Source organism: Dactylosporangium sp. NPDC000521 (genome assembly GCF_042898305.1).
Classification (GTDB): Bacteria; Actinomycetota; Actinomycetes; order Mycobacteriales; family Micromonosporaceae; genus Dactylosporangium.
The window spans coordinates 450,463-475,677 of record NZ_JBIAYW010000008.1 but is presented as its reverse complement, the minus strand read 5'-3'; the positions used below and the strand labels follow the sequence as shown (position 1 = coordinate 475,677).

19 protein-coding genes are annotated in these 25,215 nt (G+C 73.8%); 8 read left to right on the top strand and 11 right to left on the bottom strand.

Features of this window, described 5'->3' with window-relative positions; translation table 11 throughout:
- Positions 1 to 93: 93 nt before the first annotated feature.
- The 3 genes from cofD to ACFY3L_RS27600 all read left to right on the top strand — a co-directional run bounded on the left by cofD (position 94) and on the right by ACFY3L_RS27600 (position 2,707).
- Positions 94 to 1,050: a 2-phospho-L-lactate transferase gene (gene cofD, locus ACFY3L_RS27610; RefSeq protein ID WP_389329915.1), complete on the top strand. Its 957-nt coding sequence runs from the start codon at positions 94 to 96 to the stop codon at positions 1,048 to 1,050.
- 62 nt (positions 1,051 to 1,112) lie between these two features.
- On the top strand, positions 1,113 to 2,162 hold the full coding sequence (locus ACFY3L_RS27605; protein WP_389330114.1) for a coenzyme F420-0:L-glutamate ligase: 1,050 nt from the start codon (positions 1,113 to 1,115) through the stop codon (positions 2,160 to 2,162).
- Positions 2,159 to 2,707 carry an NUDIX hydrolase gene (locus tag ACFY3L_RS27600; RefSeq protein ID WP_389329912.1) on the top strand — a complete coding sequence of 183 codons (549 nt, stop codon included), beginning with the start codon at positions 2,159 to 2,161 and terminating at the stop codon, positions 2,705 to 2,707. The genes ACFY3L_RS27605 and ACFY3L_RS27600 overlap by 4 nt, the downstream gene beginning before the upstream one ends.
- A gap of 790 nt (positions 2,708 to 3,497) precedes the next feature.
- Here the strand turns inward: ACFY3L_RS27600 and ACFY3L_RS27595 are convergent.
- The 3 genes from ACFY3L_RS27595 to ACFY3L_RS27585 form a co-directional block, all read right to left on the bottom strand.
- Positions 3,498 to 4,595: a mannose-1-phosphate guanylyltransferase gene (locus ACFY3L_RS27595; protein WP_389329909.1), complete on the bottom strand. Its 1,098-nt coding sequence runs from the start codon at positions 4,593 to 4,595 to the stop codon at positions 3,498 to 3,500.
- A gap of 101 nt (positions 4,596 to 4,696) precedes the next feature.
- Positions 4,697 to 5,842, bottom strand: a complete 1,146-nt coding sequence (locus ACFY3L_RS27590) for a glycosyltransferase family 4 protein (RefSeq protein ID WP_389329906.1) — start codon at positions 5,840 to 5,842, stop codon at positions 4,697 to 4,699.
- 128 nt (positions 5,843 to 5,970) lie between these two features.
- Positions 5,971 to 7,983 (bottom strand): N-acetylmuramoyl-L-alanine amidase, encoded by a 2,013-nt coding sequence (locus tag ACFY3L_RS27585; protein ID WP_389329904.1) that lies wholly within the window; start codon positions 7,981 to 7,983, stop codon positions 5,971 to 5,973.
- 71 nt (positions 7,984 to 8,054) lie between these two features.
- On the opposite strand from ACFY3L_RS27585, the gene ACFY3L_RS27580 reads away from it, so the two are divergent.
- Entirely contained in the window at positions 8,055 to 8,795 is a 741-nt protein-coding gene (locus ACFY3L_RS27580; protein ID WP_389329901.1) for a TIGR03089 family protein, read from the top strand.
- On the opposite strand, the gene ACFY3L_RS27575 is transcribed toward ACFY3L_RS27580, so the two are convergent.
- Complete coding sequence (locus ACFY3L_RS27575; protein ID WP_389329898.1) at positions 8,785 to 10,719, bottom strand: acetoacetate--CoA ligase; 1,935 nt, start codon at positions 10,717 to 10,719, stop codon at positions 8,785 to 8,787. The two genes, ACFY3L_RS27580 and ACFY3L_RS27575, sit on opposite strands and share 11 nt — an antisense overlap.
- 98 nt (positions 10,720 to 10,817) lie before the next feature.
- Between ACFY3L_RS27575 and ACFY3L_RS27570 the strand changes: the two genes are divergently transcribed.
- Positions 10,818 to 11,303: a TspO/MBR family protein gene (locus ACFY3L_RS27570; protein WP_389329895.1), complete on the top strand. Its 486-nt coding sequence runs from the start codon at positions 10,818 to 10,820 to the stop codon at positions 11,301 to 11,303.
- A 201-nt stretch (positions 11,304 to 11,504) separates the two neighbouring features.
- Here the strand turns inward: ACFY3L_RS27570 and ACFY3L_RS27565 are convergent, their stop codons facing one another.
- Positions 11,505 to 12,014 carry an acyl-CoA thioesterase gene (locus tag ACFY3L_RS27565; RefSeq protein WP_389329892.1) on the bottom strand — a complete coding sequence of 170 codons (510 nt, stop codon included), beginning with the start codon at positions 12,012 to 12,014 and terminating at the stop codon, positions 11,505 to 11,507.
- A gap of 24 nt (positions 12,015 to 12,038) precedes the next feature.
- Between ACFY3L_RS27565 and ACFY3L_RS27560 the strand changes: the two genes are divergently transcribed.
- Together ACFY3L_RS27560 and ACFY3L_RS27555 are read left to right on the top strand one after the other, a co-directional pair.
- Entirely contained in the window at positions 12,039 to 15,272 is a 3,234-nt protein-coding gene (locus ACFY3L_RS27560) for a hypothetical protein (protein ID WP_389329889.1), read from the top strand.
- A gap of 194 nt (positions 15,273 to 15,466) precedes the next feature.
- Positions 15,467 to 17,131 carry an ABC-F family ATP-binding cassette domain-containing protein gene (locus ACFY3L_RS27555; protein WP_389329886.1) on the top strand — a complete coding sequence of 555 codons (1,665 nt, stop codon included), beginning with the start codon at positions 15,467 to 15,469 and terminating at the stop codon, positions 17,129 to 17,131.
- Here the strand turns inward: ACFY3L_RS27555 and ACFY3L_RS27550 are convergent.
- From ACFY3L_RS27550 to ACFY3L_RS27525, 6 genes are all read right to left on the bottom strand, one after another.
- Positions 17,103 to 17,822: a hypothetical protein gene (locus tag ACFY3L_RS27550; protein WP_389329883.1), complete on the bottom strand. Its 720-nt coding sequence runs from the start codon at positions 17,820 to 17,822 to the stop codon at positions 17,103 to 17,105. The genes ACFY3L_RS27555 and ACFY3L_RS27550 overlap by 29 nt on opposite strands.
- 109 nt (positions 17,823 to 17,931) lie before the next feature.
- The gene (locus ACFY3L_RS27545) at positions 17,932 to 19,521 is read right to left on the bottom strand and encodes a hypothetical protein (RefSeq protein WP_389329880.1); all 1,590 of its coding nucleotides are present in this window, start codon (positions 19,519 to 19,521) and stop codon (positions 17,932 to 17,934) included.
- On the bottom strand, positions 19,518 to 20,408 hold the full coding sequence (locus tag ACFY3L_RS27540) for an ABC transporter ATP-binding protein (protein WP_389329877.1): 891 nt from the start codon (positions 20,406 to 20,408) through the stop codon (positions 19,518 to 19,520). The genes ACFY3L_RS27545 and ACFY3L_RS27540 overlap by 4 nt, the downstream gene beginning before the upstream one ends.
- Complete coding sequence (locus tag ACFY3L_RS27535; RefSeq protein WP_389329874.1) at positions 20,405 to 21,214, bottom strand: hypothetical protein; 810 nt, start codon at positions 21,212 to 21,214, stop codon at positions 20,405 to 20,407. Before ACFY3L_RS27535 ends, ACFY3L_RS27540 begins: the two co-directional genes overlap by 4 nt.
- A 168-nt stretch (positions 21,215 to 21,382) precedes the next feature.
- Positions 21,383 to 21,931 (bottom strand): RNA polymerase sigma factor, encoded by a 549-nt coding sequence (locus ACFY3L_RS27530; protein WP_389329871.1) that lies wholly within the window; start codon positions 21,929 to 21,931, stop codon positions 21,383 to 21,385.
- A gap of 51 nt (positions 21,932 to 21,982) precedes the next feature.
- Complete coding sequence (locus ACFY3L_RS27525; RefSeq protein ID WP_389329869.1) at positions 21,983 to 23,404, bottom strand: glycoside hydrolase family 76 protein; 1,422 nt, start codon at positions 23,402 to 23,404, stop codon at positions 21,983 to 21,985.
- A 143-nt stretch (positions 23,405 to 23,547) separates the two neighbouring features.
- Between ACFY3L_RS27525 and ACFY3L_RS27520 the strand changes: the two genes are divergently transcribed.
- Positions 23,548 to 25,212, top strand: coding sequence for a GDSL-type esterase/lipase family protein (locus ACFY3L_RS27520; RefSeq protein ID WP_389329866.1), 1,665 nt, complete (start codon positions 23,548 to 23,550; stop codon positions 25,210 to 25,212).
- The last annotated feature ends 3 nt before the right edge of the window (positions 25,213 to 25,215 follow it).

Here is a 25,215-nt window from a genome sequence, read left to right as displayed (position 1 = left end):
TCGCAGCCTAGCCCTCGAACGGAAAATCCGCGTGCGTGGCCGGACCGGCCGCCTCGCACGGGAACTGTCATACCCGTGGGGCAGGATGAGGGCATGCGGATCGTGGTTCTGGCGGGTGGCATCGGCGGCGCGCGCTTCCTTCTCGGGGTGCGCGCGGTGGGGCAGGAGTTGGGCGCGGAGGTCACCGCGGTGGTCAACATCGGCGACGACGTGACCCTGCACGGCCTGCGGATCTGCCCCGACCTGGACAGCGTGATGTACACGCTCGGTGGCGGCGCCGATCCCGAGCGCGGCTGGGGGCGCGTCGGTGAGACGTGGACCGTCAAGGAGGAGCTCGCCGCCTATGGGGCGGAGCCCACCTGGTTCGGCCTCGGCGACAAGGACATCGCCACCCACCTGGTGCGCACCCGCATGCTCGACGCGGGCTATCCGCTGTCCGCCGTGACCGAGGCGCTCTGTGACCGCTGGCAGCCCGGCATCCGCATGCTCCCCGCCAGCGACGACCGGGTCGAGACGCACGCGGTGGTCGAGGTCGGCGGCGCCTCCCGCGCGATTCACTTCCAGGAGTGGTGGATCCGGCACCGGGCGGAGATCCCGACGTCGCGGTTCGTCTTCGTCGGCGCCGAGACGGCCAAGCCGGCCGCGGGGGTGCTGGACGCGATCGCCGCGGCGGATGTCGTGCTGGTGGCCCCGAGCAACCCGATCGTCTCGATCGCGCCGATCCTGGCCGTCCCCGCGGTCCGCGAGGCGGTCGCCACCGGCCCGGCCCCGGTCGTGGGCGTGTCCCCCATCATCGGCACCGCGCCTGTCCGTGGCATGGCCGACAAGTGCCTGGCCGTGATGGACGTCGAGTGCAGCCCCGCCGGCGTCGGCGGCCTGTTCGGCGCCCGCTCGGCCGGTGGCGTCCTGGACGGCTGGCTCGTCGACGACACCGACGCGGGCGTCGAGGTGCCCGGCCTGACCGTCCGCGCCTGCCCGCTGTGGATGACCGACGTGCCGGCGACCTCGGCGATCGTCCGGGAGGCGCTGTCCGTGGCAGGCGTGGCATGACCACCGGGGGCGGGTCTTCACCGGTGGAGCGAGGAGGGGGTGGCGGCGTGAGTGTTCCGCCCGTGGGGTTCGAGGTGCTGCCGGTGGCCGGCATCGGCGAGGTGCGCCCCGGTGACGACCTGGCCGCGCTGATCACGACGGCCGCGCCGTGGCTGGTCGACGGCGACATCCTCGTCGTCACCAGCAAGATCGTCAGCAAGGCCGAGGGGCAGCTGGTCGACGTGCCGCTGGAGGAGCCCGCACGGGAGGCCGCCCGCGAGGCGGTGCTGCGGGCCGAGACGTCCCGGGTCGTCGCCCGCCGGGGCGCGACGCAGATCGTGCAGACGCATCACGGGTTCGTGCTCGCGTCGGCCGGCATCGACGCGTCCAATGTGGAGCCTTCCCGGCTCGTCCTGCTGCCCAAGGACCCGGACGCATCGGCCCGCTGGCTGCGCGACGAGCTCCGGGAGCGCTTCGGCCGGCACGTCGCGGTCGTCGTCACCGACACGATGGGCCGCCCCTGGCGGATGGGCCTCACCGACGTCGCCATCGGCGCCGCCGGCATCGACGCCATGACGGACTACCGTGGGGTGCGCGACGCGCACGGCAATGAGCTGCAGCTGACCCAGATGGCCGTGGTCGACGAGCTCGCCGCCGCCGCCGACCTGGTCAAGGGCAAGATCGGCCAGGTCCCGGTCGCCGTCGTCCGCGGCCTGCCGATCCGCCCGAGCGGTCACGGTGAGGGCGCCGCCCCGCTGATCCGTGGCGCCGACGCCGACCTGTTCTCGCTCGGCACCGCCGAGGCGGTCGCCAAGGGCCTCCGCACCGCCGCCGCCATCCGCGACACCCCGCCGCTCACGTTTCCCGAGCTGCCCCCGCCGGCCGCCGCCCGCTCCGCCGCGACGGACGGGGCGGAGCGGTTGCTGCTGGTCTGGGCCCCGGCCGGCGACCTGCGGCGGGCCATGGAGGCGGGCATGGAGGTGCAGCGGATCAGGGCCGGGCTCGCCGCCGACGGCATCGCGTCCGAGTGGCTGGAGGCGGACCAGGTCGACCTCTCCGGGGTCGACGTCCCGGAAGGCGGCATACCACTCGGCGTGCTCGCCGTCGGTCGCGGTAGCCTGCCGTCACTATGACGACGTTGCACGATGACGCCCTCGCGGTGCTGACACAGTGGACGCCCCCGAGCGACGAGGCGGAGCAGACTCGGCGGCGGTTCATCGAGTTCGTCCTCCGCGACCCTTCGACGGTGTGGCGCGAGCACCCGGGGGCTCACGTCACGGCGAGCGCCCTCGTCGTCGACTCCACCGCCGAGCGCGTCCTGCTGTGCCTGCACGGCAGGATCAAGCGCTGGGTCCAGCTCGGCGGCCACTGCGAGCCCGGCGACGCGACCGTGGCGGCCGCGGCGCTCCGCGAGGCGACCGAGGAGTCGGGCATCGCGGGCCTGCGGATCAGCGAGGCCCCCATCGGCCTCGACGTCCACCACGTCCAGTGCGCCGGCGGCCCCGCCCTGCACTATGACGTCAGGTATGCCGCCATCGCCCCCACCGGCGCCGTCGAAACCGTCAGCGCCGAGTCGTCCGCCCTGGGCTGGTTCGCGCCTGACGACCTGCCCACCCCACTCGCCGACGCCACCGAGGTCCTGGTCGCCCCCGCCCTCGCCTGGGCCCGCCGAGCCTGACCCCGCTCACCGCCAGACCGGGCTTCCCCCGCGTGCACGGTCCGGAACACGCCGCGTCGAGGGTGCGCCGCGCGGGGCGATGACGGCGGCAACCAGCCGCCGCCCAGGCTCCAACCTGGCCGCCGCGTCGTGTGGCCTCCACTCGCGCCGCCTCCACTCGCGCCGCCTCCGCTCGCGCCCCTCCACAGGACGGTGCGAGTGAGCTTGCGTTCACATGGCCACCTGGCACGCCCCGCTCCACGCCCGCCGGCGGTCGAGCTGCAACCTCGCACAGATCGAACGCCAGACTCGATCGACCCGCCGCGGCTCCGGCAGGGGACGCCGAAGCGCACGAGGTGACGAGCCGAGCAACATGCGGACTACCCCGGCCTTGATCCAAGGACAGGACCGGCCGCCATCACAACCGTCCGCAACCTTCGATCAAGCAAGGGCCAGCCACCACCTCACCAGCACCCCGAAGATCGCTGACGCAGGCGGGCCACAACCGGCCACGACCTTGATCCAAGGACAGCACCGGCCGCCACCACAACCACCCGCAACCTTCGATCAAGCAAGGGCCAGCCACCACCTCACCAGCACCCCGAAGATCACGGACGCAGGCGAGCCACAACCATCCGCGGCCTTGATCCAAGGACAGGACCGGCCGCCATCACAGCCGTCCGCAGCCTTCGATCAAGCGAACGCCGGCCGCCACCTCGCCAGCAGCCTGAAGGTCGCGGGCGCGAGCGGGCGGGTCTGCCGGCCGGGCGGCGGCGTGAGGCGAGGCAAGGCAGGGCAAGCAGGCAGGGCGTTACAGGAGTTCGACGGAGCCGCGTTCCTTCAGGCTGTCGACGAGCTTCTTCACGTCCTGGGCGCGGGAGCGCGGGCAGACCAGGAGGGCGTCGGGCGTGTCGACGATGATGAGGTCGTTGACGCCCACGACGGCGACCAGGCGGCCTGACTGGGGGACGACGACGACGCGCTCGGCGTCCTGCATGAGGACGCCGGTCGGGGCGGCGGGGTCGAGGTTGACGACCACGTTGCCGGCGGTGTCGGTCTCGAGGAGCTCGCCGAGGGTGTGGAAGTCGCCGACGTCGTTCCAGCCGAAGTCGCCGGGGACGGTGCCGACGAGGCCGGCCACGCCGGCGCCTTCCATGACGCCGAAGTCGACGGAGATCTTGGTGAGGTTGGGCCAGAGGTCGGCGAGGACCTCTTCGCGGTCGTGGGTGTCCCAGGCATCGGCGATGCGGCGCAGGCCGTCGTGGAGAGCGGGCTGCTGGCGGGCGAGCTCGTCCAGGAAGACGTCGACGCGCCAGACGAACATGCCGGCGTTCCACAGGTACTCGCCGGAGTCGACGTAGGCCTGGGCGAGGGGCAGGGCGGGCTTCTCCTCGAAGGAGGCGACCTTGCAGACGTCGCCGGTGCCGGTGGGCTCGCCGACGTGGAGGTAGCCGTAGCCGGTCTCCGGGTGGGTGGGGGTGATGCCGATGGTCATCAGCAGGCCGTCCTCGGCGCCGGCGATGGCCTTGCGCAGGACGGACGTGAAGGTGGGGACGTCCCGGACCAGCTGGTCGGCGGCGAAGGCGCCCATGACGGCGTGCGGGTCGCGGCGGGCGATGACGGCCGCGGCCAGGCCGATGGCCGCGCACGAGTCGCGCGGGGTGGGCTCGACGAGGATGTTGCCCTCGGGGAGGCCCGGAAGCTGCCGCGCCACTGCCGCCGCGTGGGCCACGCCGGTGACCACGAACGTGGTCTCGGGGGTCGCGAGGTCGGCCAGACGCCCGTACGTCGCCTGGAGCAGCGACAACGGGGTGCCCGTCAGGGCGTGCAGAAACTTGGGATGACCGGCTCGCGACAACGGCCAGAGCCGCGTGCCACTGCCTCCTGCTGGGATGACCGCGTAGAACACAGGCTCATCATGCCCAGCAGAGGTCGCGTTGCAGCAACTCGAAGGTGTCGTGTCCACTACGAAAATCGCCTGATCCGGTTTCAGAGGGTGACGCGGGAGGACTAATTGCGCGGATTGGCCGCTCTCGACCAGGCGGCGAGGTGGACCTCGGCGCTCGACTCCCAGGTGAACTCTTTGGCGCGGGCGGCGCCGGCTTTGGCGAGCGCGGTGCGGCGCTCGTGGTCGTCGAGCAGAGCGGCGAGGTCACGGGCGATCTCGTCGGTGCCGGGGCCGGTGTACGCGACAGCGTCGCCGCCGACCTCGGGCAGCGACAGCCGCGGCGTGGTCAGGACGGGGGCGCCGCAGGCCATGGCCTCCAGGATCGGCAGGCCGAAGCCCTCGCCGTAGGAGGGGTAGGCGGCGACGACGGCCCCGCCGAGGAAGCCGGGCAGGTCCGCGTAGCGCAGGTAGCCGGGGCGCAGGAGGCGCAGGTGGCTGGGGACCTCGCCGAGCGCGCCGTCGATCTCGTCGTCGTGGCCCTGGCCGCCGGCGATGACGAGCGCGGGCGGGTCGGGCCGGTCACGGACGGCGGAGATCCAGCCGCGGATGAGGCTCGGCACGTTCTTGCGGGGCTCCTTGGCACCGAGGAACGCGATGTACTCGGTCGTGCCGAGGCCGAGACGGGCCCGGACGCGGGCCTTCTCGTCGTCGGTGGGCGCGTGGAACGCGTCGGGGTCGACGCCGTGGTAGGCCACGTCGATGCGGGTCGGGTCGGCGTCCAGAAGGCGGATCAGCTCGTCGCGGGTGGCCTTGCTGGGGACGATGACCCGGCTGGCACGGCGCAGCGACGTCTTGATCGCGGAGCGGAAGAACGTGCGCCGGGACTTGTCGTAGTGCTCCGGTTCGGTGAAGAACGTGGCGTCGTGGACCGTGACGGTGACGGGGCAGCCGGCCCGCAGCGGGCACGTGTAGAACGGCGAGTGCAGCACCTGGGCGCCGACCTGCTGGGCGAGCATCGGCAGGCCGGTCTGCTCCCAGGCGAGGCGGGCGGGCCGGTGGGCCGCGGCGGCCGGCGCGGCCATGATCCGGGCACCGGACAGTAACCTTCCGTAACGTTCGGCGTCGGTACGCTGGCAGACCACGGCGAGGTCGGCGTCGAGCGCGGCCAGGGCGCCGAGCAGACCGTCGACGTAGCGCCCGACACCGCCTCGGTCGGCTGGGACACTCGTGGCGTCGACGAGCACACGGGGCGGACGGCCGGGGGTCACTGGGCGTCTCCTTCGAACACGGCATGCCACGCGTAACGAACGTCACGCGCTACGTCTGCCAAAGCCTACGCCCGATCCCCCGGTGATCGATGTCCACGACGCGACTCGCGATCGAGGAAACCCAGGATTCAGCTCAGCGGCATCGGAATGTCGCCCGGCGCACCGACGTCGTAACCGCCCGCACCGCGGATCTCGTACCGGCCGTCGTGATACACCGCCGGATCCGCGCGGCCGTCCCCGTCGTACTGCGCGGACACCGGCGAACCGGAGGCGCCGAACTTCACGGCGGCCTGGCCGTCGATGGTGAACTGCTGGGTGACCGGGTTCCAGGTCGCCGCGTCGATGGTGCCGTTGCCGTCGTAGTCGGCGGGCGCGGCGAGCTGGCCGGGCGCGCCGACCTTGAACTCGCGCAGCGCGTAGATCGCCCATAGCCCGGTCGACGGGCGCCAGATGGCGGCCTCGGCGCGGCCGTCGCCGGTGTAGTCGGCCGGCACGGGCACGTCGCCGGGCACCCCGAGCTGCAGCTCGCCGATGCCCTTGATGTACCAGACACCGGTCGCGGGCCGGAAGACCGCCAGCTCAGCGGCACCGTCGCCGTCGAAGTCGGCGGGGGCCGGCACATCGCCCGGCAGACCCCACTGGACGGTTCTGCGCCCCTCGCCGGTCAGCAGCATGCTCCAGTTGCCGGTCGTCGGTGACCAGGTCGCGACGTCGGCCTTGCCGTCGCCGTTGTAGTCCGCGGCGACCGGGATCTCGTTGGGTCCGCTGGTGAAGATCGGCTCGGGGATGCCCTGCAGGCGGACGGTGCCGTCGGTGGGCCGGTACGCGGCCAGCAGCGTCCGCACGACCTCGGGTTTGACCAGGTCGCCGAGGATCGCGCCGGCACGGTCACGGATCCAGGGCAGCGCGGCGAGGCCCTTGGCGCCGGGGCACTCTGTCGGGTTTGTCTGCTGGTGCGGGAAGACGCGGGGCACCGTGACGGTGGTGCCGACCGGGTAGCGCGACGTCGATCCACCGCCGGTGAGGCTGACGGTGCCGCGCGGATCGATCGCCTGATGCAGTGAAAGTTTCCACGCGGTGTACTGCGCGGCGGCCTCCTGGACCGGCTGCGGCACGCTCGTGTACCGGTAGTCGCCGATCATCGCGATGCCCGCGGTGCCGGTGTTGAACCCACCGGCCTGGGCGCCGACGACGGGGCGGGACAGCCCGCCGGAGCGGCCCTCCCAGAGCCTGCCGAAGCGGTCGACCAGCACGTTGTAGCCGATGTCGCCCCAGCCGCGGCTGACCGTCTGGTACTGGTAGATCGACCGGAGGATCTTCGGCACGTCCTCCGGGCCGTAGTCGTTGCCGGTGGCGGTGTGGTGCAGGGCGACGGCCTTCACGTAGGTGGCGTACTGCGGTCGCCAGTCCATCAGCTGCTCGTTGGCGCCCCAGGCGGCGCGGCGCAGGATGGTGGGCATGAACGGGCGCAGCCCGACGGGCTGACTCTCCGTGATCGGAGCGGCGGGGGCCGGCGCGATGTCGCCGGGCGCGTCGGCGGGGTCGATGAGGTCGGCGGTGATGTCGTGCGGCGTCGACCCGCCGGTCGTGGTCACCGCCAGCTGCACGCCGTCCGCCTTGCCGGTCCAGACGAGCTCTGCGCCGCCGCGCTGGCCGGGCCGCGGGGCGTCGGGCGTGACGTCGCGGTCGGCCTCGGCGGTGTCGACGATCCGCCAGGCGCTCCAGGCTCCGCCGGGGGTGTGGTGCCGGACGGCGACGCTGACGTTGCCGATCCTGCCGGTCTCGCGCCAGGTGACACCGACGGCGCTGAAGGGGGCCGTGGCCTCACGCGTGACGGTGAGTGTCCGTGCTTTCACGCCGCGCCGGTACCGTTCGCCGAGGCCCGCCGGCACGCCCGCCTGCGCGGCGACACCGTCGGCAGGCTTCTCGAAGCTGCCCAGCGCGATGCGCGTGACGTTGGGAGTGACGCCGGTGGCGGCGGACTTCGTGGCGGTGGGGTTGGCCCACTGGGTCGGCGCGGCGAGGTCCGGGGGCGGCGGCAGGAACGGGATGCGCGGGTCAGCGGTGGCACCGCCGGCGCTGAGCAGGGCGACGGCCACGCCGCCCGCGGCGACGAGCTGGAGCCGCCGGTATCGTCGCATTGCCCATACCCCCATCGCACACCACCTAGCTAGACCCGATTGGAGATGCTATGGGAGGATTTTCCGGACATATGGGGAATACAGTTCCTTCACTCTTTGCGGCAATTGTCGGGAGAGACCCGTCACTTCCGCTGCTGACGTTCTACGACGACGCCACCGGCGAGCGGGTCGAGCTGTCCGGCGCGACGCTCGGCAACTGGGTCTCGAAGACCGCGAATCTGCTGGTCGACGGCTGCGGGCTCGGCCCGGGCGACACGGCCGGCATCTGGCTGCCGCCGCACTGGCAGACCGCCGCGGTGCTGCTCGGCGCCTGGTCCGCCGGGCTCACCGTCGCGTTCGGCGAGCCGACCGCGGCCGGCATCGACGTCGAGTTCGCGTCGGCGCCCGCGGTCGAGGCGGGCGTCCCGGCGGGCCCGCCGGACCGGTTCGTCCTCGGCCTGGCCCCGATGGGCATGCCGATGCGCAACCCACCGGCCGGCTGGGCCGACTACGTGGCCTCGGCCCGCCAGCACGGCGACCACTTCCCCGGCGCACCCGTCACCGCTGACACCGGCGCGCTCGTCGAGACCGACGGCGCGCTCGACGGGCACGGCACGCTCCTGGAGCGCGCCCGCGCCAGGGCCGCCGAGCTGGGCATGTCCGGCACGAGGGTGCTCATCGACGCGGACGCCTACCCGTACCCGCTGGATTGGCTGCTGGCCCCGCTGGCCGCCGGCGCGAGCGTGGTGCTCAGCGTGAACACCGACCTGTCGAAGCTGCCCGCGCGTGGCACCTCCGAACAGGTCGATCTCACCGTCGGCCCTACTGTCTAGCCGCCCGGACCGCCTCGAAGTACCGCAGCGACTCCGGGTTGGCCAGGGCGCCCTTCGCGGCGGCCTGATCGACGGGCGTGCCGGTGAGGATCCGCTTCACCGGCACCTCCAGCTTCTTGCCCGAAAGCGTCCGCGGCACCGCCTCCACCGCGAACAGCTGGTCGGGCACGTGCCGCGGGGACAGGGCCGTGCGCAGCTCCCGCGCGATCGTGGCGCGCAGCGCGTCGTCGAGGGTCACGCCGGGCCGCAGCACGACGAACAGCAGCAGCTCCCCCGCCCCGCCCTCGGGGTCCTCCAGGTGCACGACGACGGAGTCGGTCACGTCGTCGAGGCCCTCGACGACCGAGTAGAACTCGCTGGTGCCGAGCCGGACGCCGCCGCGGTTGAGGGTGGCGTCGGAGCGGCCGGTGATCACGCAGGCGCCGCCCTCGTCGATGGTGATCCAGTCGCCGTGCCGCCACACGCCGGGGTACGTGCCGAAGTACGCGTCGGCGTAGCGGGATCCGTCGGTGTCGCCCCAGAAGCCGACCGGCATGCTCGGCATCGGCGCGGTGATGACGAGCTCGCCGAGCTCACCGATGACCGGGGTGCCGTCGGCGGCGTACGCCTCGACCCGTGCGCCGAGCGCCCGGCAGGCGATCTCGCCCGCGTGGACGGGCAGCAGCGGCACGCCGCCCACGAACGCCGTGCACACGTCGGTGCCGCCGGACGCCGAGGCCAGCAGGACGTCGGCGGAGACCGCGTCGTACACCCACTCGAAACCCTCCGGTGGCAGCGGCGCGCCGGTGGAGCCCACGCCGCGCAGCGCCGACAGGTCGGCCTGCTCCCGCGGCACCAGGCCGGCCTTGCGGCACGACAGCAGGAACGGTGCGGACGTGCCGAAGTACGTGGTGCCGGACTCGGCCGCGACCCGCCACAGCCAGCCGAGGTCGGGGTGCGCGGGGTTGCCGTCGACGAGGACGATCGCGGCGCCGACCGCCGGGCCGGAGACCAGGTAGTTCCACATCATCCAGCCGGTCGTGGTGAACCAGAAGAACCGGTCGCCGGGGCCGAGGTCGTGGTGCAGCGCGAGCATCTTGAGGTGCTCGAGGAGGATGCCGCCGTGGCCGTGCACGATCGGCTTCGGCAGGCCCGTGGTGCCGGAGGAGTACAGCACGTAGAGCGGGTGGCCGAACGGTACCGGCGCGAACGTCAGCGGCTCGTCGGTGTCGTCCCAGACGTCCTCGCCGCCAGACAGGTACGGGATCTCGATGAACGCCTCCAGCGACGGCAGCGCCGCACGGATCGCCGCCACCTCGGCGCGCCGGTCGACGGCCTTGTCGCCGTAGCGGTAGCCGTCCACGGCGACGAGGACCTTCGGCTCGATCTGCTGCCACCGGTCGACGACAGAGCGGGTGCCGAACTCGGGCGCGCAGCTGGAGAAGATCGCGCCGAGACCGGCGACGGCGAGCATGAGGACGAACGTCTCGGGGATGTTCGGCGCGTACGCCGCGACCCGGTCGCCCTGCGTGACGCCGAGCCGCCGCAGCGTCGCCTGCGCCCGGCGGACCTGCTCGCGCAGCTGCGCGGCGGTCAGCGTGACCGGCTCGCGGGTCTGCGAATAGGCGAGGACGATCGGCTCGTCGTCGGCGACGCCGGGCATCCGCAGCACGTGCTCGGCGTAGTTGAGGCGGGCGCCGGGGAACCAGTCGGCGCCGGGCATCCGTGCGTCGAGCAGCGCCGCGGTGGCCGGCTCGTGCGCGATGACCTCGAAGTGCTCCCAGATCGCCTGCCAGAACTCGGCCGGGTGGTCGACCGACCACTGCCACAGTTGCCCGTAGTCCTCGAACTCCAGGCCCCGCTCGCTCGACAGGCATCGCAGGAAGGCACCGATGCGGGTGCGTTCGCGGACGTCTGCAGGGGGTCGCCACAGCTCCTTCGCCATCCGACCATCTTCCTGCACGCCCGAACGATCGCTCAGTGTGGGCCACCGACATCCGCAGCCCGGTTTCCGTGTGGCGGTCGCGGGTAACCGACGCGGGTATGACACTCTCGTTGCCGCACCACCACCGCCCGCAGTGGCTCGGGCTGGCCGGCTTCGCCGCCGCCGCGGCGGCCGCCGCCCTGATCGGCGGCCTGGGCGTGGCCGGGACCGCCACTGAGTACGACTCGCTCAGCCAGCCCTCGTGGGCGCCCCCGTCGTGGCTGTTCGGGCCGGTCTGGACCGTCCTGTACTGCTGCATCGCGGTGTCCGGCTGGCTGGTGTGGCGGCGCTCCGGATGGACCGCCGCCCTCACCGTCTTCGCAGTTCAGCTGGCTCTCAACGCGATCTGGACGCCGTTGTTCTTCGGCGCCGGGCAGCGTGGCCTGGCGCTGGCCGACATCGTCGCACTGTGGGTGCTGATCGGCGTGAACATCGCCATGTTCCGGCGGGAGTCGCGCCTCGCGGCCGGGCTGCTGGTGCCCTACTGGGCGTGGGTCACGTTCGCCACGGTGCTCAACGCTTCGGTGTGGTGGATGAACCGCTGACCCCGGCTTCTCCTGCGTGAGGTCCCCGGGTGGCCCCCGGCACCGGCCGCGGCTGTGTGGCAAAGTCCACGAAGTCGAAGTCGCCGGCCTTCACGACCAGGTCCGCGCCCGGCCGTAGATGGCCGTGAAGCCGTCTGCGATCAAGAGGTTGCCTTCCGGGTCCACACCCCTTCTTTTCCGGAGGCTCGTGTCATGTTCCCGCTACTTCTCCGCCTTCTGGCGGTGCCGCTGGATCGCTTCCCGGCGCGACAGGCGGTGTTCGCGGCGGATCTCGGCCTCGCGCCACCGGCCCTCGTTCTCGGGCGAATCGGGCACGACCGGCGGCACCGTCCTCGGCTTGCCGTCGGCGTCGACCGCGACGAACACCAGGTATGCGGTCGCCACCACGACTGGCTCGGCGACCTCGTCCCACCGCTGCGCGACCAGCCGCACGCCGATCTCCATGGAGGTCTTTCCGGTCCAGTTGACCTGCGCGTACGCGTGCACGAGGTCGCCGACCCGCAGCGGCTCCAGAAACAGGATCTCGTCGATCGACGCCGTCACCGCCGTGCCGCCCGAGTGCCGCGCCGCCGCCGCGCCCGCCACGTCGTCGACGAACTTCATGATCACACCGCCGTGGACCGTGCCGTACAGATTGACGTCGACGGCGGTCATGATGCGACTCAACGTGACCCGTGAATAGGCGGTCGGTCGGCCAGTGTGCTCCTGCATTCCCCAGACGGTACGGTGCGAACCATGCGACACGTGGGAAGCCTGATCGCGGGGATGTTGATCGCCCCGATCGCGTGGCTGCTGATCGCCCTCGGCCAGCAGAAGTCCACCGAAACGGTGACGAAGTGGGTGGAGCGCGGCGCCTTCGACAGCGTCGACCTCATCGTGCCCGCCGCCTACCTCCTGGGCGCCGGCCTGATCCTGGGCCTCATCGCCACTCTGCGCATCTCCCCCGTCGGCCCGATCGTCGCCGGCCTGGCGCTGCTCGGCACCTACGTGAGCCTCTTCATCGACCCGCTCGGCGCCCTGGACAGCCTGCCCGCCGACTACAAGCTCGCCGGCCTGACGATCAACCTGCAGCTGCCCATCCTCAACGGCACCACCGCCGTCCTGGGCATGCTCCTGCTGGTCGCCGCCGCGAGCGTCAAGCGCTGGCGCGCGTGGCCCCTGACCGTCCCGGTCGTCGTCACCGGCGGCGAGCCCCTCGACCCGCACGAGTTCCCCCTGGGCCAGGGCCCGGCCGCGACGCACCCCGGCTCCCGCACCGCCGCGTTCCCGGCCGCCGCCGGCGGCGCGACGTCGGTGCTGCCGCCGTACGGCGCGTCGGCCGCTTCCAGTGGCGGTAGCGGCTCTGGCGGCGCCACCTCGGTCCTGCCCAGCTACGGTGCGGCCCCGGCCGGCTCGACCGGCCTGCCGTCCGACGCGACGCAGCCGGTGCCGCCGCTGGGCCGCCCCGCCGGCCACTCGCCCGCGTCGCCCTTCGGGGCTCCGGTGTCGGGCGCTGGCTCGTATCCGCCGCCGGTGACCTCCGCGCCTCCGGTGTCGTCCGCTCCGCCGTCTTCTGCTCCACCGTTCTCGGCCCCGCCGTCTTCTGCGCCGCCGGCGTCTGCTTCTCCTGCGTCTGCTCCGCCTGCGTTGACGAAGCCCTCCGCGGCGGGCGGGGCACCTGCTCCTGGATTCGCCGCGCAGCCTCCCGCCGGTGGGCACCCCGGCCAGCAGAGCAGCCCGGCACCGGTCTCGGCACCCGGCAGCGGCGCCGCCCCGTTGTGGCTCACCCCGGACTCGTCCGCCGCCCAGCCCTCTGCTCCCCAGCCGTCCTCCGCCCCGCCGGCCTCCGCACAGCCTTACCCTGCGCAGCCGTACTCGGCACCGCCGGCCTCTGGGCAGCCGTACGCCGCTCCGCTCGCTGGCCAGCCCCCGCTGACGCAGCCGGCCGCCACTCAAGCGCCGGTCACGCAGCCACTCGCCGCGCAGCCGCCGGCCGCCGCTCCCGGGACTGGGACCCCGGCTGGGCAGGCCGCGCCGGCCGCGCCGCCCGGACCGTTCCCGCCGTCGCTCGGTGGCCGGGGTGGACCGCCGGCTCCGGCCGCCCCGCAGGGATCGACGCCGCCCGGGCCGTTCCCGCCCGGTGGCGCGCCCGCGCCGGGCTCCGCGACACAGTTCCGTCCGGCCGCCGGTCAGGGGGCGCAGACACCGCCGTTCACTCCGCCGGGCACGCCCCGTCCTGCCTCGGCACCCCCCGCGCCCCAGTTCGGCCAGCCTGCATCCGCCCCGCCGGCGCCGCCCGCGCCGTTCGCACCTCCCATGTCCGGCCCCGCGTCGGCACCGCCCGCCCAGTTCGGCCCGCCGCCGGCCGGCTCCGCGCCCGCCCAACCCGCACAGTTCGGACAGCCCTCCGCTGGTCCCGCGTCCGCGCCGCCGGCACCGTTCGCACCACCGGCATCCGGTCCGGCATCGGCACCGCCGGCACAGTTCGGACAGCCCTCCGCCGGTCCCGCGTCCGCGCCGCCGGCACCGTTCGCACCACCGGCATCCGGTCCGGCATCGGCACCGCCCGCGGCCGGTCCGGCGTCCGCGCCGCAGGCTTCGCCGTTCGGGCAGGCCGGATCCGGGCCCGCGCCTGCGCCGGCCGCACCGCAGTTCTCCGCACCCGCGTCCGCACCGTCCGCGCCGCAGTTCGCGCAGCCAACGGCCGGGCCCGCAGCCGCACCGCAGTTCTCCGGCCCGGCGTCCGCACCCCCTGCGGCCGGTCCCGCGTCTGCACCGCCCGCGGCCGGTCCGGCGTCCGCGCCCCCTGCGTCCGGGCCGGCTTCCGCACCGCCTGCGCCGCAGTTCGGGCACACCGCGGCCGATCCTGCCTCGGCGCCTCCCGCGTCCGGGCCGGCGTCCGCACCGCCGGCCACGCAGTTCGGGCACACCGCCCCTCCCGCATCCGCGCCGCCCGCATCCGCACCGCCCGCATCCGCACCGCCCGCATCCGCACCGCCCGCATCCGCACCGCCCGCATCCGCGCCGCCCGCATCCGCACCGCCCGCATCCGCACCGCCGGCGACGCAGTTCGGGCACACCGCCCCTCCCGCATCCGCGCCGCCCGCGTCCGGGCCCGCGTCCGCACCGCCGGCCACGCAGTTCGGGCACACCGCCCCTCCCGCATCCGCGCCTCCCGCGACCGCACCGCCGGCCGCCGGGCCTGCGGCCGCTGGGGCTGCGGGCAGGCCCTGGGCTGGGGTGCCCGGCGGGCTGGCGGAGGACGGCGACGAGTCGCCGACCCGGCCGTTCAGCGCGCCTGCCACGCCGGCCGCGCCGCACGGGGGTGGGCCGTCGCGTCCCGCGTCCGAGTCGGTGGCGCCGTCGTCCGAGGTTCCTCAGACCAGGTACGGCCGCCCCAGCATGAGCGAGCCGGCCACCGAGCCGTTCGGCGTCACACAGCAGACGCCGGCTGTCGGTGATGGTGGGGCGTTGCCGTCGCGGGCGGCGCGGCCCGACGTGGTGCGGGAGACGTCGATCCTGGCGGGGCCGTCGTTCGACGGGTTCAGCGTCGGGCGGCGGGGCGTCCGCGAGGAGGAGACCGAAGCGCTCCACCCCAACCGTCCGTCCCGGCCACGGCACGCCGCGCAGAGCGAGACCGGCGAACCCCCGACCGCCGACGGGACCGCCGACGAGGGCGCGACGACCCGGTTCATTCCGATGCGGGCCACCGATCCCGTCGAGGAGACGGCGCCCGAGACGGACACGGACCAGCAGGCGACCACCCGCATCGGACCCGTCGACCCGGACGTGACCACCAGGCTCGGCGCGCCGAGCGCGGCGGAGCAGGCGGAGCGTCGGGCGGCGTTCGCGCGGGGCGAGGCGGAGCGGCGGGCCAACGCGCAGGCCGAGCTCGAGCGGCTCACCGCCGAGCGGGCCGCCGCCGCTGAGCGTGGCGACGACGAGCCGCCGACGTCGCCGTGGGCCGCGCCGCCCCGCGACCGCACCTGAGCATCGGGCACACCGAGGGCCGCCACCTTTCGAGGGGGCGGCCCTCGGTCGTAATCCGGTGGCGGCGCCGGGCGAGATGAGCGACGATGCGTTCGTGTGATTCGCAGGACGTGCCGACCGCCTGACCTGGACCCCGCGCAGGGGACGGGCCGGGTGATGTTCCCGTCCGCTCACACTCCCGCTGCGAGGCCACCTTGCTACGCGCTGTTTCCCTGTCCAAGCATTACGACGCCGAGCTGCTGTTCGAGGGCGTCGACTTCACTCTGAACGCCGGTGACCGGCTCGGGCTCGTCGGGCCCAACGGCGCCGGGAAGACCACGCTGCTGCGGTTGTTGACCGGGGCCGAGAAGCCGACGAGCGGCCACGTCAGCCTCGCACCGCGGCGCCGGATCGGTTATTTCGCCCAGCAGGTCCCGGACCCGGACATCTCCGTTCTCTCGTTCTTGAGCGACGGCGAAGCCGACCGCCTCGCGCGCCGGATGCGGACGCTCGAAGCCCGCATGGCGGACGACGCGGCGGCCCTGGAGGAGTACGGGCAGGTCCAGGAGCGCTGGCTGGCCCTGGAAGGCTGGTCGGCACCGCAGCGCCGGGCCGAGGTGCGCGAACGGCTCGACATCGCACACCTTCCCGACGACCTGCCGGTCGGTGAGGTCAGCGGCGGCGAGCAGGCCCGGCTGATGCTCGCCCGCGTCCTGCTCGCGACTCCTGACGTGCTCATTCTCGACGAGCCGACGAACCATCTCGACGCCGCCGGCACGGCGTGGCTCGGCGGGTTCCTCGCGGGGTTCCGCGGCGCGGTCCTGGTCGTCACGCACGACCGGGCGTTCCTCGACCGCACGGTGACCCGGATCGTCGAGCTCGACGGCATCCACACCACCCCGCAGTGGTACGAGGGCGGCTACACCGACTACCGCGCCGAGAAGACCCGCCGCTGGCAGAAGCTCCTGCTCGACCACGAGGCGCAGGAGAAGTTCCGCCGCCGGCTCGAGGCCGACATCGCGAGCACCAAGGACCAGGCCCGCGGCGTCGAGGAGTCGGTGCGCTCGGGGCTCGGGTCCGACAAGATCCGCCGGTACGCGAAGAAGGTCGCCAAGAAGGCCAAAGCCCGCGAACGGCGCCTGACCCGGCAGCTGACCTCCGCGCGCTGGATCGCCGAGCCGTCCACCCGCCCGCCACTCACCCTCGCATTCCCTGCACCCCGGGCGACCCCAGAGCCCGCGGCAACCGGGGCAACCCCGGGAACCGCGGCGGCCGTGGCAACCCCGGGAACCGCGGCGACCGTGAGCGCCCGCGGGCTCACGGTCAAGCTCGGCTCGCGGCGCGTCCTCGACGACGTCTCGCTCGACATCCACGGCCGTGTCCTCGTCACCGGCCCCAACGGCGCGGGCAAGACCACCCTGCTGCGCGTGCTCTCCGGCCGGCTCCAAGCCGACGCGGGCGCCGTCACCACCACCGCCGACGTCGCGGTCCTCCCCCAGACCCACGACGACCTGCGCCGCGACGACCGCACGGTGCTGGGATTCTTCCGCTCGAGGGTGCCGGTGTACGTCGACGAGGCCGAATCCCTGCTCGAAGCCCACCTCTTCGGCCCGGACGAGTGGGGCCGCCGCCTGCGCGACCTCAGCGCCGGTGAGCTGCGCCGGCTGCTCCTCGCCGTCATCGTCAACACCGGCGCGCAGGTCCTCTTCCTCGACGAGCCCACCAACTACCTCGACTTCGAAGCCATCGACGTCGTCGAGGAGGCGTTGCGCGCCTACCAGGGCACCCTGGTCATGATCACCCATGACGAGTACTTCGCCCGCAACGTCGGCTACGACCACCGCTGGCACGTCACCGACGGCCACGTCCGCGCCGCGTAGGTGCGGTCGCCGCCGCGGGCTGACCGGATGCCGCGGCGGCGGTGCGGGTGGCCGCCGGACGGCGGGGTAAGACCGGCGACGCGGCGACGATCGTGGTGAGGCAGGCGGCGGCGAGCACGGCCGCCAGGCGCTGGTGGGCGCCGGTCCAGTCAGGCCCGTCGACGCTGACGAAGAACGCCGCCGAGCGGGGAGCGAAGGCGAGAGCGGCGAGGGCGACCAGGACGGCGGGGGCGGCGGTGGTGCTGGCCACGCCGCGTGGCGCCAGCCGCCAGGCGAGGACGGCGGAGGCCGGGGCAAGGGCGCCGATGGCCGCCGCCTCCAGGGTCACGGCCCGCAGCGGAACGAGGTCGCCAGTGCCGTCCTGGGCGCCGGCGATCGTGATGGCGAGCGCGGCGGCCCACCACGCGGCCAGGACGGTGATGCCGGCGGCGGTGCGGATCGCGACCCCGTGCCAGGCAGGAGCCGGCGCGGTGGCGGTGGTGGGCTTGGCGGGGTCGTCGTAGAGGAACGCCAGGCCGACGGCGGCGCAGGCGGTGGCCAGGCGGAGCAGCACGGCCAGGTTGTCGGGCGTGAGGGTCACCGACATCGCCGCGGGGACGCCGACGATCGCGAGACCGGCCGCCATCGCGCCGAGCACCGGGCTCCAGCGGATCGCCCGGAGGGTCGGCGGGACGAGGGCAGGCCACGTCATGCCGGACCCGCCGCTCGACCCGCGACCGCCTCGCCGCAGGAAGCGCAGGCGATCAGATCGACCCGATGACCGCCGGCCGTTCCCGGAGGGCGGCGCGGCACAGCGGTGGTCAGGCGGTGCATACGGTGCGCTCCTCCGCGGGAGGCTCCGGCGCGATCGGCACGCCCATGAGCGCGGCGAATCGGTCCGCCGGAGTGGCGGGGTCGGTCAGCTCGGTCCAGTGCGCGGTGACCAGGGCGCCGACCTCGGCGGGAGGCCGCCGCAGGGCGCTGAGGCCCGGCGCGGCATCGCGGTCGGGGACGCCCAGGCCCACGAAGGTGGTGTCGTCCAGGAAGGCGAGGGCGCCGGAGCTGGCGGTGTCCAGCTTCCGCAGTCCCCGGGCGGTCGCGGGGGTGGCCTGGCCGACGAGCCACACGAGCAGCGCGCCGCGGGCGCCGCAGACCATGCCGTTGGAGGCGAACGCGCTGCCGGTCATGAGGCGGTGCGCGGCGCCGGCGGCGAAGACGGCCTCGGAGGTGTCGTCGCCCCAACGGGTGCCGGCCGGGATCACCGCGGGGGTGCCGGCGGCCGCCGCGGCGCGCTCCCAGGCGAGGTTGCGGCCGGTCTCGTCGGCGGTGCTGCCGGAGGGGCCGCCGGTCGGGTAGCCGTGGGCCCAGACGCGCTGGCGGACGGCGAGGGGTGGGCCGGTGACGGTGGGGACGGTGCGGCGGACGCCCTGCAGCACCGTCTCCCAGCCGGGGATCCAGGGCGTGAAGTCGGCGAAGGCGCAGTAGGTGACGTCGCCGCGGCGGTGGCACGTCTGCTGGCCCGCGGGGTCGTCGGTGGCGGCGACAGCGGCGTGGCGCAGGGCGTCGTCGGTGTGGAACTGGGCGGCGCCGGCAGCGGCCGTGACGAGCGAGACGAGCACCGCGGCCGCGGTCACCGGGCGGCCGCGGGCGCCGGAGCGGAGCAGGGCGCCGACGGCGACGAGACCGGCGAGGCCCGCCACATACCCGAGGTGCCGCAGCGACGGCCGGTCGACCAGGTCGGCCGGCAGGGCGAAGGGCAGGTCGCCGAACATGACCGGCTGGAGCAGGCGCAGCGCCATGTTGCCGTCGGCGGCGGCGACCAGGACGGTGAACGCGGCCACGGCGAAGGCGAACATCGCGAGGGGCGCCACGACGGCGGAGCGGATCAGCTTGGCGAGCAGGACACCCGTGGCGGCGAGGAGGACCACGAGGACCGGGATCAGGGCGAGCTCGGCCGGGTCCGGGCGGCCGGCGGCGCCGGGCAGCAGGGCGAGGACGCCGATCCGCGCGGCGGCCAGCAGGGTCACGCCGGCGGCGTAGGGCAGCGGGGCGAGCAGGAACGCGGCGGTGCGCCACGGGTCTGGCAGGACGAGCACCGAGTAGAGCACGTCGGTGCGGTGGCGGTGGGCGCGCAGCGCGTTGAGGTTGGCGACGACGAGGGCGCCGCCGCCGAGGATGAACAGCCCCGACAGCTGCAGGCCGACGACCTTGTCGTGGAGCACCGGATAGCGGTCGGTGGAGCCGGTGACGAGGTCATACACCCACGGAGACGCGAACAGCAGCACAGCCAGGAGCGTCAGCGGGTGCCGGGCGAAGCGGACGGCCTCGATCCGGGCCAGGGCCAGCATCGCCCGGCGCCGCGGCGGCCGCTCCGGCAGCGCGGCGGCGCGTGGTGCCAGGACCGCCGTCATGACGCACCGCCGACGTCGACGAGCATGAGATAGCCGTCCTCGATCGTGGGCGGAAGCAACTCGGCGCCGGGCGGCGGGTCGCCGACGTGACGGTGCAGGCCGGTGCCGGTGCGCCAGGAGGCGAGGGCGCCGGGCTCGCGGGTGGCGCTGGTCCACACCCGGCCGTCGGCGAGGGCGGCGAGGTCGGCGGGCGGGCCGGAGAAGCGGACGGTGCCACGGTCGATGACGACGACCTCGCGGCACAGGGACATGACGTCCTCGGTCTGGTGCGTCGACAGCAGCACGGCCCGGTCCTCGCCGAGGTCGGCGAAGAGCTCGCGGAAGCGCATCCGCTGCTGCGGGTCGAGCCCGACGGTCGGCTCGTCGAGGATGAGCAGGTCGGGGTCGCCGACGAGGGCGGCGGCGAGCGCGACCCGCTGGCGCATGCCGCCGGACAGCGCCTTGATGCGGGTGCGGCGCTGGTCGTCGAGGCCGACGGCGGCGAGGACCCGGCGGACCTCGGCGTGGCGGTCGCCGCGGTGGGTCAGCTCCTTGAGGATCGCGACGTAGTCGACGAACTCGAACGCGGTGAAGCCCGGGTGGAAGCCGGGGTCCTGGGGCAGATACCCGAGGCGGCGCCGCACGGCGAGCCGCCCCGGGCCGGTGAGCGGGTCGTGGCCGAGGACGCGCAGCGAGCCGGCGTCGGGGTTGAGCGCGGTGGCGACGATCCGCAGGAGGGTGGTCTTGCCGGCGCCGTTGGGGCCGAGAAGCCCGGTGACGCCGGTGCCGAGGGTGAGCGTGACGCCGTCGAGGGCGGTCTTGCGCCCGTACCGCAGGGTCAGGCCCTCGGCCTGCACGGCGCCGGCGGTGCCGTCGGGCCGGCGCTGTCTGGCCGCGTCGATGCTCATCGGAGCCTCCTGAAGCTGGTGTCGAAGGTCGCCGCCCGCCGGGCCAGGAGCCAGGCGGCGAGGGCGACGGCGAGGGCGACGCCGGCCTGGCCGGCGGCGGTGAAGAGGACGCCCGCCGCGGCGGCGACGAGGCCGCCCCAGCCGACGCCGGCGGCGACGGCCGCGGTGACCGTGCCGAGGCGCGGGGCGAGCAGGAGCGTGACCACCGTCAGCGCGAGCGATGGCAGGAACCAGCCGGCCGCGCCGGGGCCGGCGCCGGGCACCGCCAGGCCGGCGAGGGCGCACAGCACGGTGGTGACGGAGACGACGGCGGCGCAGCGCAGCAGGAGCAGCCGGAAGGACTGCATCGGCGCGACCAGGGCCACCTCATACGTAGGGTCGATGCCGGGCCCGAACGACACGGCCACGCCGAGCAGCGGCAGCAGCGGCGCGCCGGCGAGGAACACGAGCGGGTCGGCGAGCCGGGCGATCGTGGCGGTCATCGCCAGGGTCAGGGTGATCGCGACGAGCCACGACAGCCGCAGCGCCGGGGTCGCGGCGAGCAGCCTGGCGGTGTGGTCGGGCACGCGGAGCAGCAGCAGGATCCGCTCGACCGGCCCGGGCACGGGCGCGTCGAGCGAGGCGTCGAGGCGGGCCCAGCCGTCGTCGACGAGCCCTGGATCCGCGAAGTCGGTGAGCCGCGAGCGGCACGGGGCGCACGCGCCGAGGTGCGCCTCCACCGACCAGAGCAGCGGCCCGGCGAGCCCACCGCCGGCATACGCCCGCACGTCGGAGTCCTGGAGATGCCACACATCGGAACGACTCATGCCGTCACCTCCGCTACGCTCCGGCGCCGACCTGAGCCAACCTGCCACCCCAATGAGCGGGCCAAGCCGCTCCGCTGCCCGCTCACGCCGTCACCTCCGCCACGCTCCGGCACCGGCCCGAGCCAACCTGCCACCCCAATGAGCGGGCCAAGCCGCTCCGCTGCCCGCTCATGCCAGCTCCTGCCGTAGTTGCCGGCGGGCACGCATCGCCCGCGTCTTGACCGTGCCGGGCGGGATGCCGAGCAGCACCGCGGCCTCGGCGGTGGTGAGCCCGTCCAGGACGGTGGCCTGGACGACGGCGCGCAGCTCCGGGGAGAGCCGGGACAGGGCGCCGGCGAGGTCGCCGTGCTCGACGCCGCCCAGCACCAGCTCCTCGGCCGAAGGCGCCGAGGGCTCGTCGCGGCCGCGGAACCGGGCGAGGAGCCGGCCGAGCCGGTGCCGGGCGCTCTGCCGGCGCAGGGCATCGACCAGGCGGCGCATGCCGATCCGCCACAGCCAGCCGGCGACGTCGCCCTGCTCCCGGTAGCGCGCGGCGCCACCGTGCCAGAGCTCGAGGAACGTCTCCTGGACGACGTCGTCCACCAGGGTCTCGTCGGCACACCGGTACCGCAGCCGCAACATCAACCAGACGGCGTGCCGCCGATAGAACTCCTCGAACGCCGCCCTGTCGCCGGCAGCGGCCAGCGCGAGCAGATCGGCGTCAGACTGAACCCTCACACCTCATCATCGGATCGACCCCGCCCACCGGTTCACGACGACGAGAGAAAACTACGGAGCGGCGTTGAGCAGATCCACCGCGCTGTGCTGGCACCTGTGATCCGACGAAGTCCGTGGACCGGCCCAGTGGCTGCCGTAAGCATCCAGAGTGTCCCGATCGTTCGCATAGGCGCTGTCGGCGTTGCGCCGCAGATAGCCATCAAAGGCGCCGCCGACGGCGGCGTTCAGGACACCCAGGCCACGCACGGCCGCGCCCTTGAACGACGCCCCGTCCCCGGAGCAGGTGTTGCTCTCGTTCGGCTCACGCAGGATGCCACCGGGCGACAGGTACGAACTGGAGACCAGCGCATCCCCGACGCGCCGCGCCGCGGCCAGGGCGGCGGCGTCCCCCGTCAGGCGGTTGAGCTGCACCAACGCGTTCATCAGCACGCCCTGGTTGTAGGTCCACGTCACGGACCCGTTGTTGCGGCACGTGCTGAGGCTGATCCCGTCGTTGACCAGGTTCGATCCGTTGAGCATCCCGGTGCTCTGGAACCAGGTCCAGCCCGCCTGAGCCCGCCCCCGGTAGACCGTGTCGCCCGGCAGGCGCAGCGACAGCGCCGCGTTGAGCTGGATGTAGAGGCTGTTCTCGATGGCGTTCTTGACCTGCCGGTCCGTCTTCCACCACACCCCGCCGCCGCAGCGGGTGTCCCAGTAGGCGTACATGTGGTCGGCGCCGGCCCGGGCGGTGTTCAGGTAGCGGCTGTCGCCGGTCGCGTCGTAGGCGGCCACCCACGCCAGGGCCCACCAGCCGGTGTCGTCGAGGTACTCGTTGCGGAACTGACCCAGCCGGGCGTTGACCTGCTTGTCGTAGGTGGTGGCGATGGCGTACCGGTAGCTGCCCATCCCCGACCGGCGACTGTTGTCGATGACGGCCGTGAGCGCGTTCGCCGAGGTCCACCAGTCGTTGTCGCCGAACAACCCCGTGGAGAGGTTGTACTGCATCATGAGGGCGGTGGCGGCCGCGGTACGACGGTCCCACGCGTTCCAGGTGCTGCGGGTCCACGCCGTGCAGGTCAGTTCGGGGCGGTCACCGGCCTTGCCGCAGGCGCGCAGCGCGCCGACCCCGTTCGCCGCCCAGTTGTCGACGTTGAACTGCGCGGTCCGCCTTCCGGTGGCACCGGCGGGCACGGTGGCGAAGCCGATGCGGCTGTCGACCCACGTGCGGCCGCCGTCGAAGGACCGGTCCAGCCACACCTCGTCGCCGGCCTTGCCGTTGTCCAGGCTCGCCCACGCCATCGCGTCGGTGTCGTTGAGATGCATGGTGAAGCGCCGCCCGTACAGGGTGCTGCTCACCGTCTGCCGGTCCGACGGTGCGAGCGCGGCGTCGCGCCCGTCGCAGTAGCGGTTGCAGACGACGGTGGCGGCCCCGGCCGGCGCGGGAACGGCCACCACGGCGGCAAAGAGCAAGGCAAAGGCGACAAGCACCCGCATGGCGGCCTCCAGAACCAGCAAAGGCCCGGACCGCCATCCGGTTTTCATCGACGATCCTCCACGCCAGCAGTTCTGTCAACTCTTGACACAACCGGATCACGCCGACAGACTCGCCACAGCCGTCAATGTCTAGGAGCTCCAGCATGCGCCGGATCCTCGCGCTCGTCGCCGCCCTGGTGAGCTGCACCGCCGCGATCGCCGCACCCGCACAGGCCGCGGTGACCACCCGGCCGGTCAAGGTCATGCCGCTCGGCGACTCGATCACCTGGGGCGAGGGCAGCCCGACCACGTCCAGCTATCGGGCACCGCTGTACAACCGCCTCGTCGCCGACGCGGGCTACAACGTCGACTTCGTCGGCTCGCAGCGGTCCGGCACCCTGCCGGACACCGACAACGAGGGGCACTCGGGCTGGCGCATCGACCAGATCGCCGCGAACATCAACGGCTGGCTCGGCACCTACCAGCCCGACGTGGTCCTGCTGCACATCGGCACCAACGACATGAACCAGAACTACCAGGTGGCCACGGCGCCGCAGCGGCTCGGCTCCCTCATCGACCAGATCCTCGCCGCGCGCCCCACCGCCACCGTCCTGGTCGCGAAGATCGTGCCCGCCCTGGACGCCACCATCCAGGCCAGGATCAACGCGTTCAACGCGGCCGTTCCCGGTGTCGTGAGCTCCCGCGGTACGCGAGTCAAGCTGGTCGACCTCTCGACCCTCGCCGCGTCGGACCTCAACGACACCCTGCACCCGAACGACTCCGGCTACGCGAAGATGGCGGTGCGCTGGTACACAGCCCTGGAGCCGGTGCTCGGCGACGGCCGCGACTGGCCACTGCTGCGGGCCCCGTTCGAGGCGAGCGACCCCGCGCCGACCTGGCTGGACAGTGCCGGCGCGGCGATCGGCGTCGGCGGCTACTGCTGCGGCCTGACCGCGATGGAGTCCTCCCCGCGCGCCGAGCTGGCCCGCAGCGGCAGCGCCGCGCTGATGTACTCCGGCGCCGACAACTCGGCCACCCAGTCCTACTCCTACCAGCGGATCTTCGCCGCGGACCTGCCGGTCGGCGGGTCCACGGCGCTGTCCTACTGGATCTACCCGCAGCAGGCCACCGGCACGTTCGTCGCGGTCGACCTGCAGTTCAGCGACGGCTCCGCGCTGCGCGACTCCGGCGCCGTCGACCAGTACGGCGTCCGCGCCCACCCGCAGTTCCAGGGCGAGGGCGGCCATCTCGTGGTCAACCAGTGGAACCTGGTGCGGGTCAACCTCGGCGGGCTCGCCGGCCGCACGATCACCCGCGTCGATGTCGGCTTCGACCGCCCGACCGGCACCGGAGCGTTCCGCGGCTACGTCGACGACATCGCGATCACCGACGAGGGCGGCGCCCACCCGGGCGTGAACCTGGCCCGCGGCGCCACCGTCACCGGCAGCGCCGCCTGCGTCGCGGCGGAGGCCCCGGCGAAGGCCCTCGACGGCGTGATCACCGGCAACAGCAAGTGGTGCAGCGGCGCCGCCGGCGCCACTCTGCAGGCCGACCTCGGCGCCGCCAGGACCGTGCGCCGGTTCGTGGTTCGGCACGCCTCCTCCGGCGGCGAGTCGCAGGCGCTGAACACCCGCGCGTTCACCATCCAGGTGAGCACCGACGGCGCGACGTGGACGACCGCGGTGACCGTCACCGCCAACACCGACGGCGTCACCAGCCACCGGGTCGGCCCGCTGACCGCCCGCTACCTGCGCCTGGTCGTCACCACCCCGACCCAGACCACCGACCCCGCCACCCGCGTCTACGAGCTGGAGGTCGAGGGCGCCTAGCGG

Coding starts and splice junctions, on each gene's coding strand:
- cofD (WP_389329915.1), top strand. CDS start 94: ATGCGGATCGTGGTTCTGGCGGGTGGCATCGGCGGCGCGCGCTTCCTT.
- ACFY3L_RS27600 (WP_389329912.1), top strand. CDS start 2,159: ATGACGACGTTGCACGATGACGCCCTCGCGGTGCTGACACAGTGGACG.
- ACFY3L_RS27585 (WP_389329904.1), bottom strand. CDS start 7,983: ATGCGACGATACCGGCGGCTCCAGCTCGTCGCCGCGGGCGGCGTGGCC.
- ACFY3L_RS27580 (WP_389329901.1), top strand. CDS start 8,055: ATGGGGAATACAGTTCCTTCACTCTTTGCGGCAATTGTCGGGAGAGAC.
- ACFY3L_RS27575 (WP_389329898.1), bottom strand. CDS start 10,719: ATGGCGAAGGAGCTGTGGCGACCCCCTGCAGACGTCCGCGAACGCACC.
- ACFY3L_RS27570 (WP_389329895.1), top strand. CDS start 10,818: ATGACACTCTCGTTGCCGCACCACCACCGCCCGCAGTGGCTCGGGCTG.
- ACFY3L_RS27565 (WP_389329892.1), bottom strand. CDS start 12,014: ATGCAGGAGCACACTGGCCGACCGACCGCCTATTCACGGGTCACGTTG.
- ACFY3L_RS27560 (WP_389329889.1), top strand. CDS start 12,039: ATGCGACACGTGGGAAGCCTGATCGCGGGGATGTTGATCGCCCCGATC.
- ACFY3L_RS27550 (WP_389329883.1), bottom strand. CDS start 17,822: ATGACGTGGCCTGCCCTCGTCCCGCCGACCCTCCGGGCGATCCGCTGG.
- ACFY3L_RS27545 (WP_389329880.1), bottom strand. CDS start 19,521: ATGACGGCGGTCCTGGCACCACGCGCCGCCGCGCTGCCGGAGCGGCCG.
- ACFY3L_RS27540 (WP_389329877.1), bottom strand. CDS start 20,408: ATGAGCATCGACGCGGCCAGACAGCGCCGGCCCGACGGCACCGCCGGC.
- ACFY3L_RS27535 (WP_389329874.1), bottom strand. CDS start 21,214: ATGAGTCGTTCCGATGTGTGGCATCTCCAGGACTCCGACGTGCGGGCG.
- ACFY3L_RS27525 (WP_389329869.1), bottom strand. CDS start 23,404: ATGCGGGTGCTTGTCGCCTTTGCCTTGCTCTTTGCCGCCGTGGTGGCC.
- ACFY3L_RS27520 (WP_389329866.1), top strand. CDS start 23,548: ATGCGCCGGATCCTCGCGCTCGTCGCCGCCCTGGTGAGCTGCACCGCC.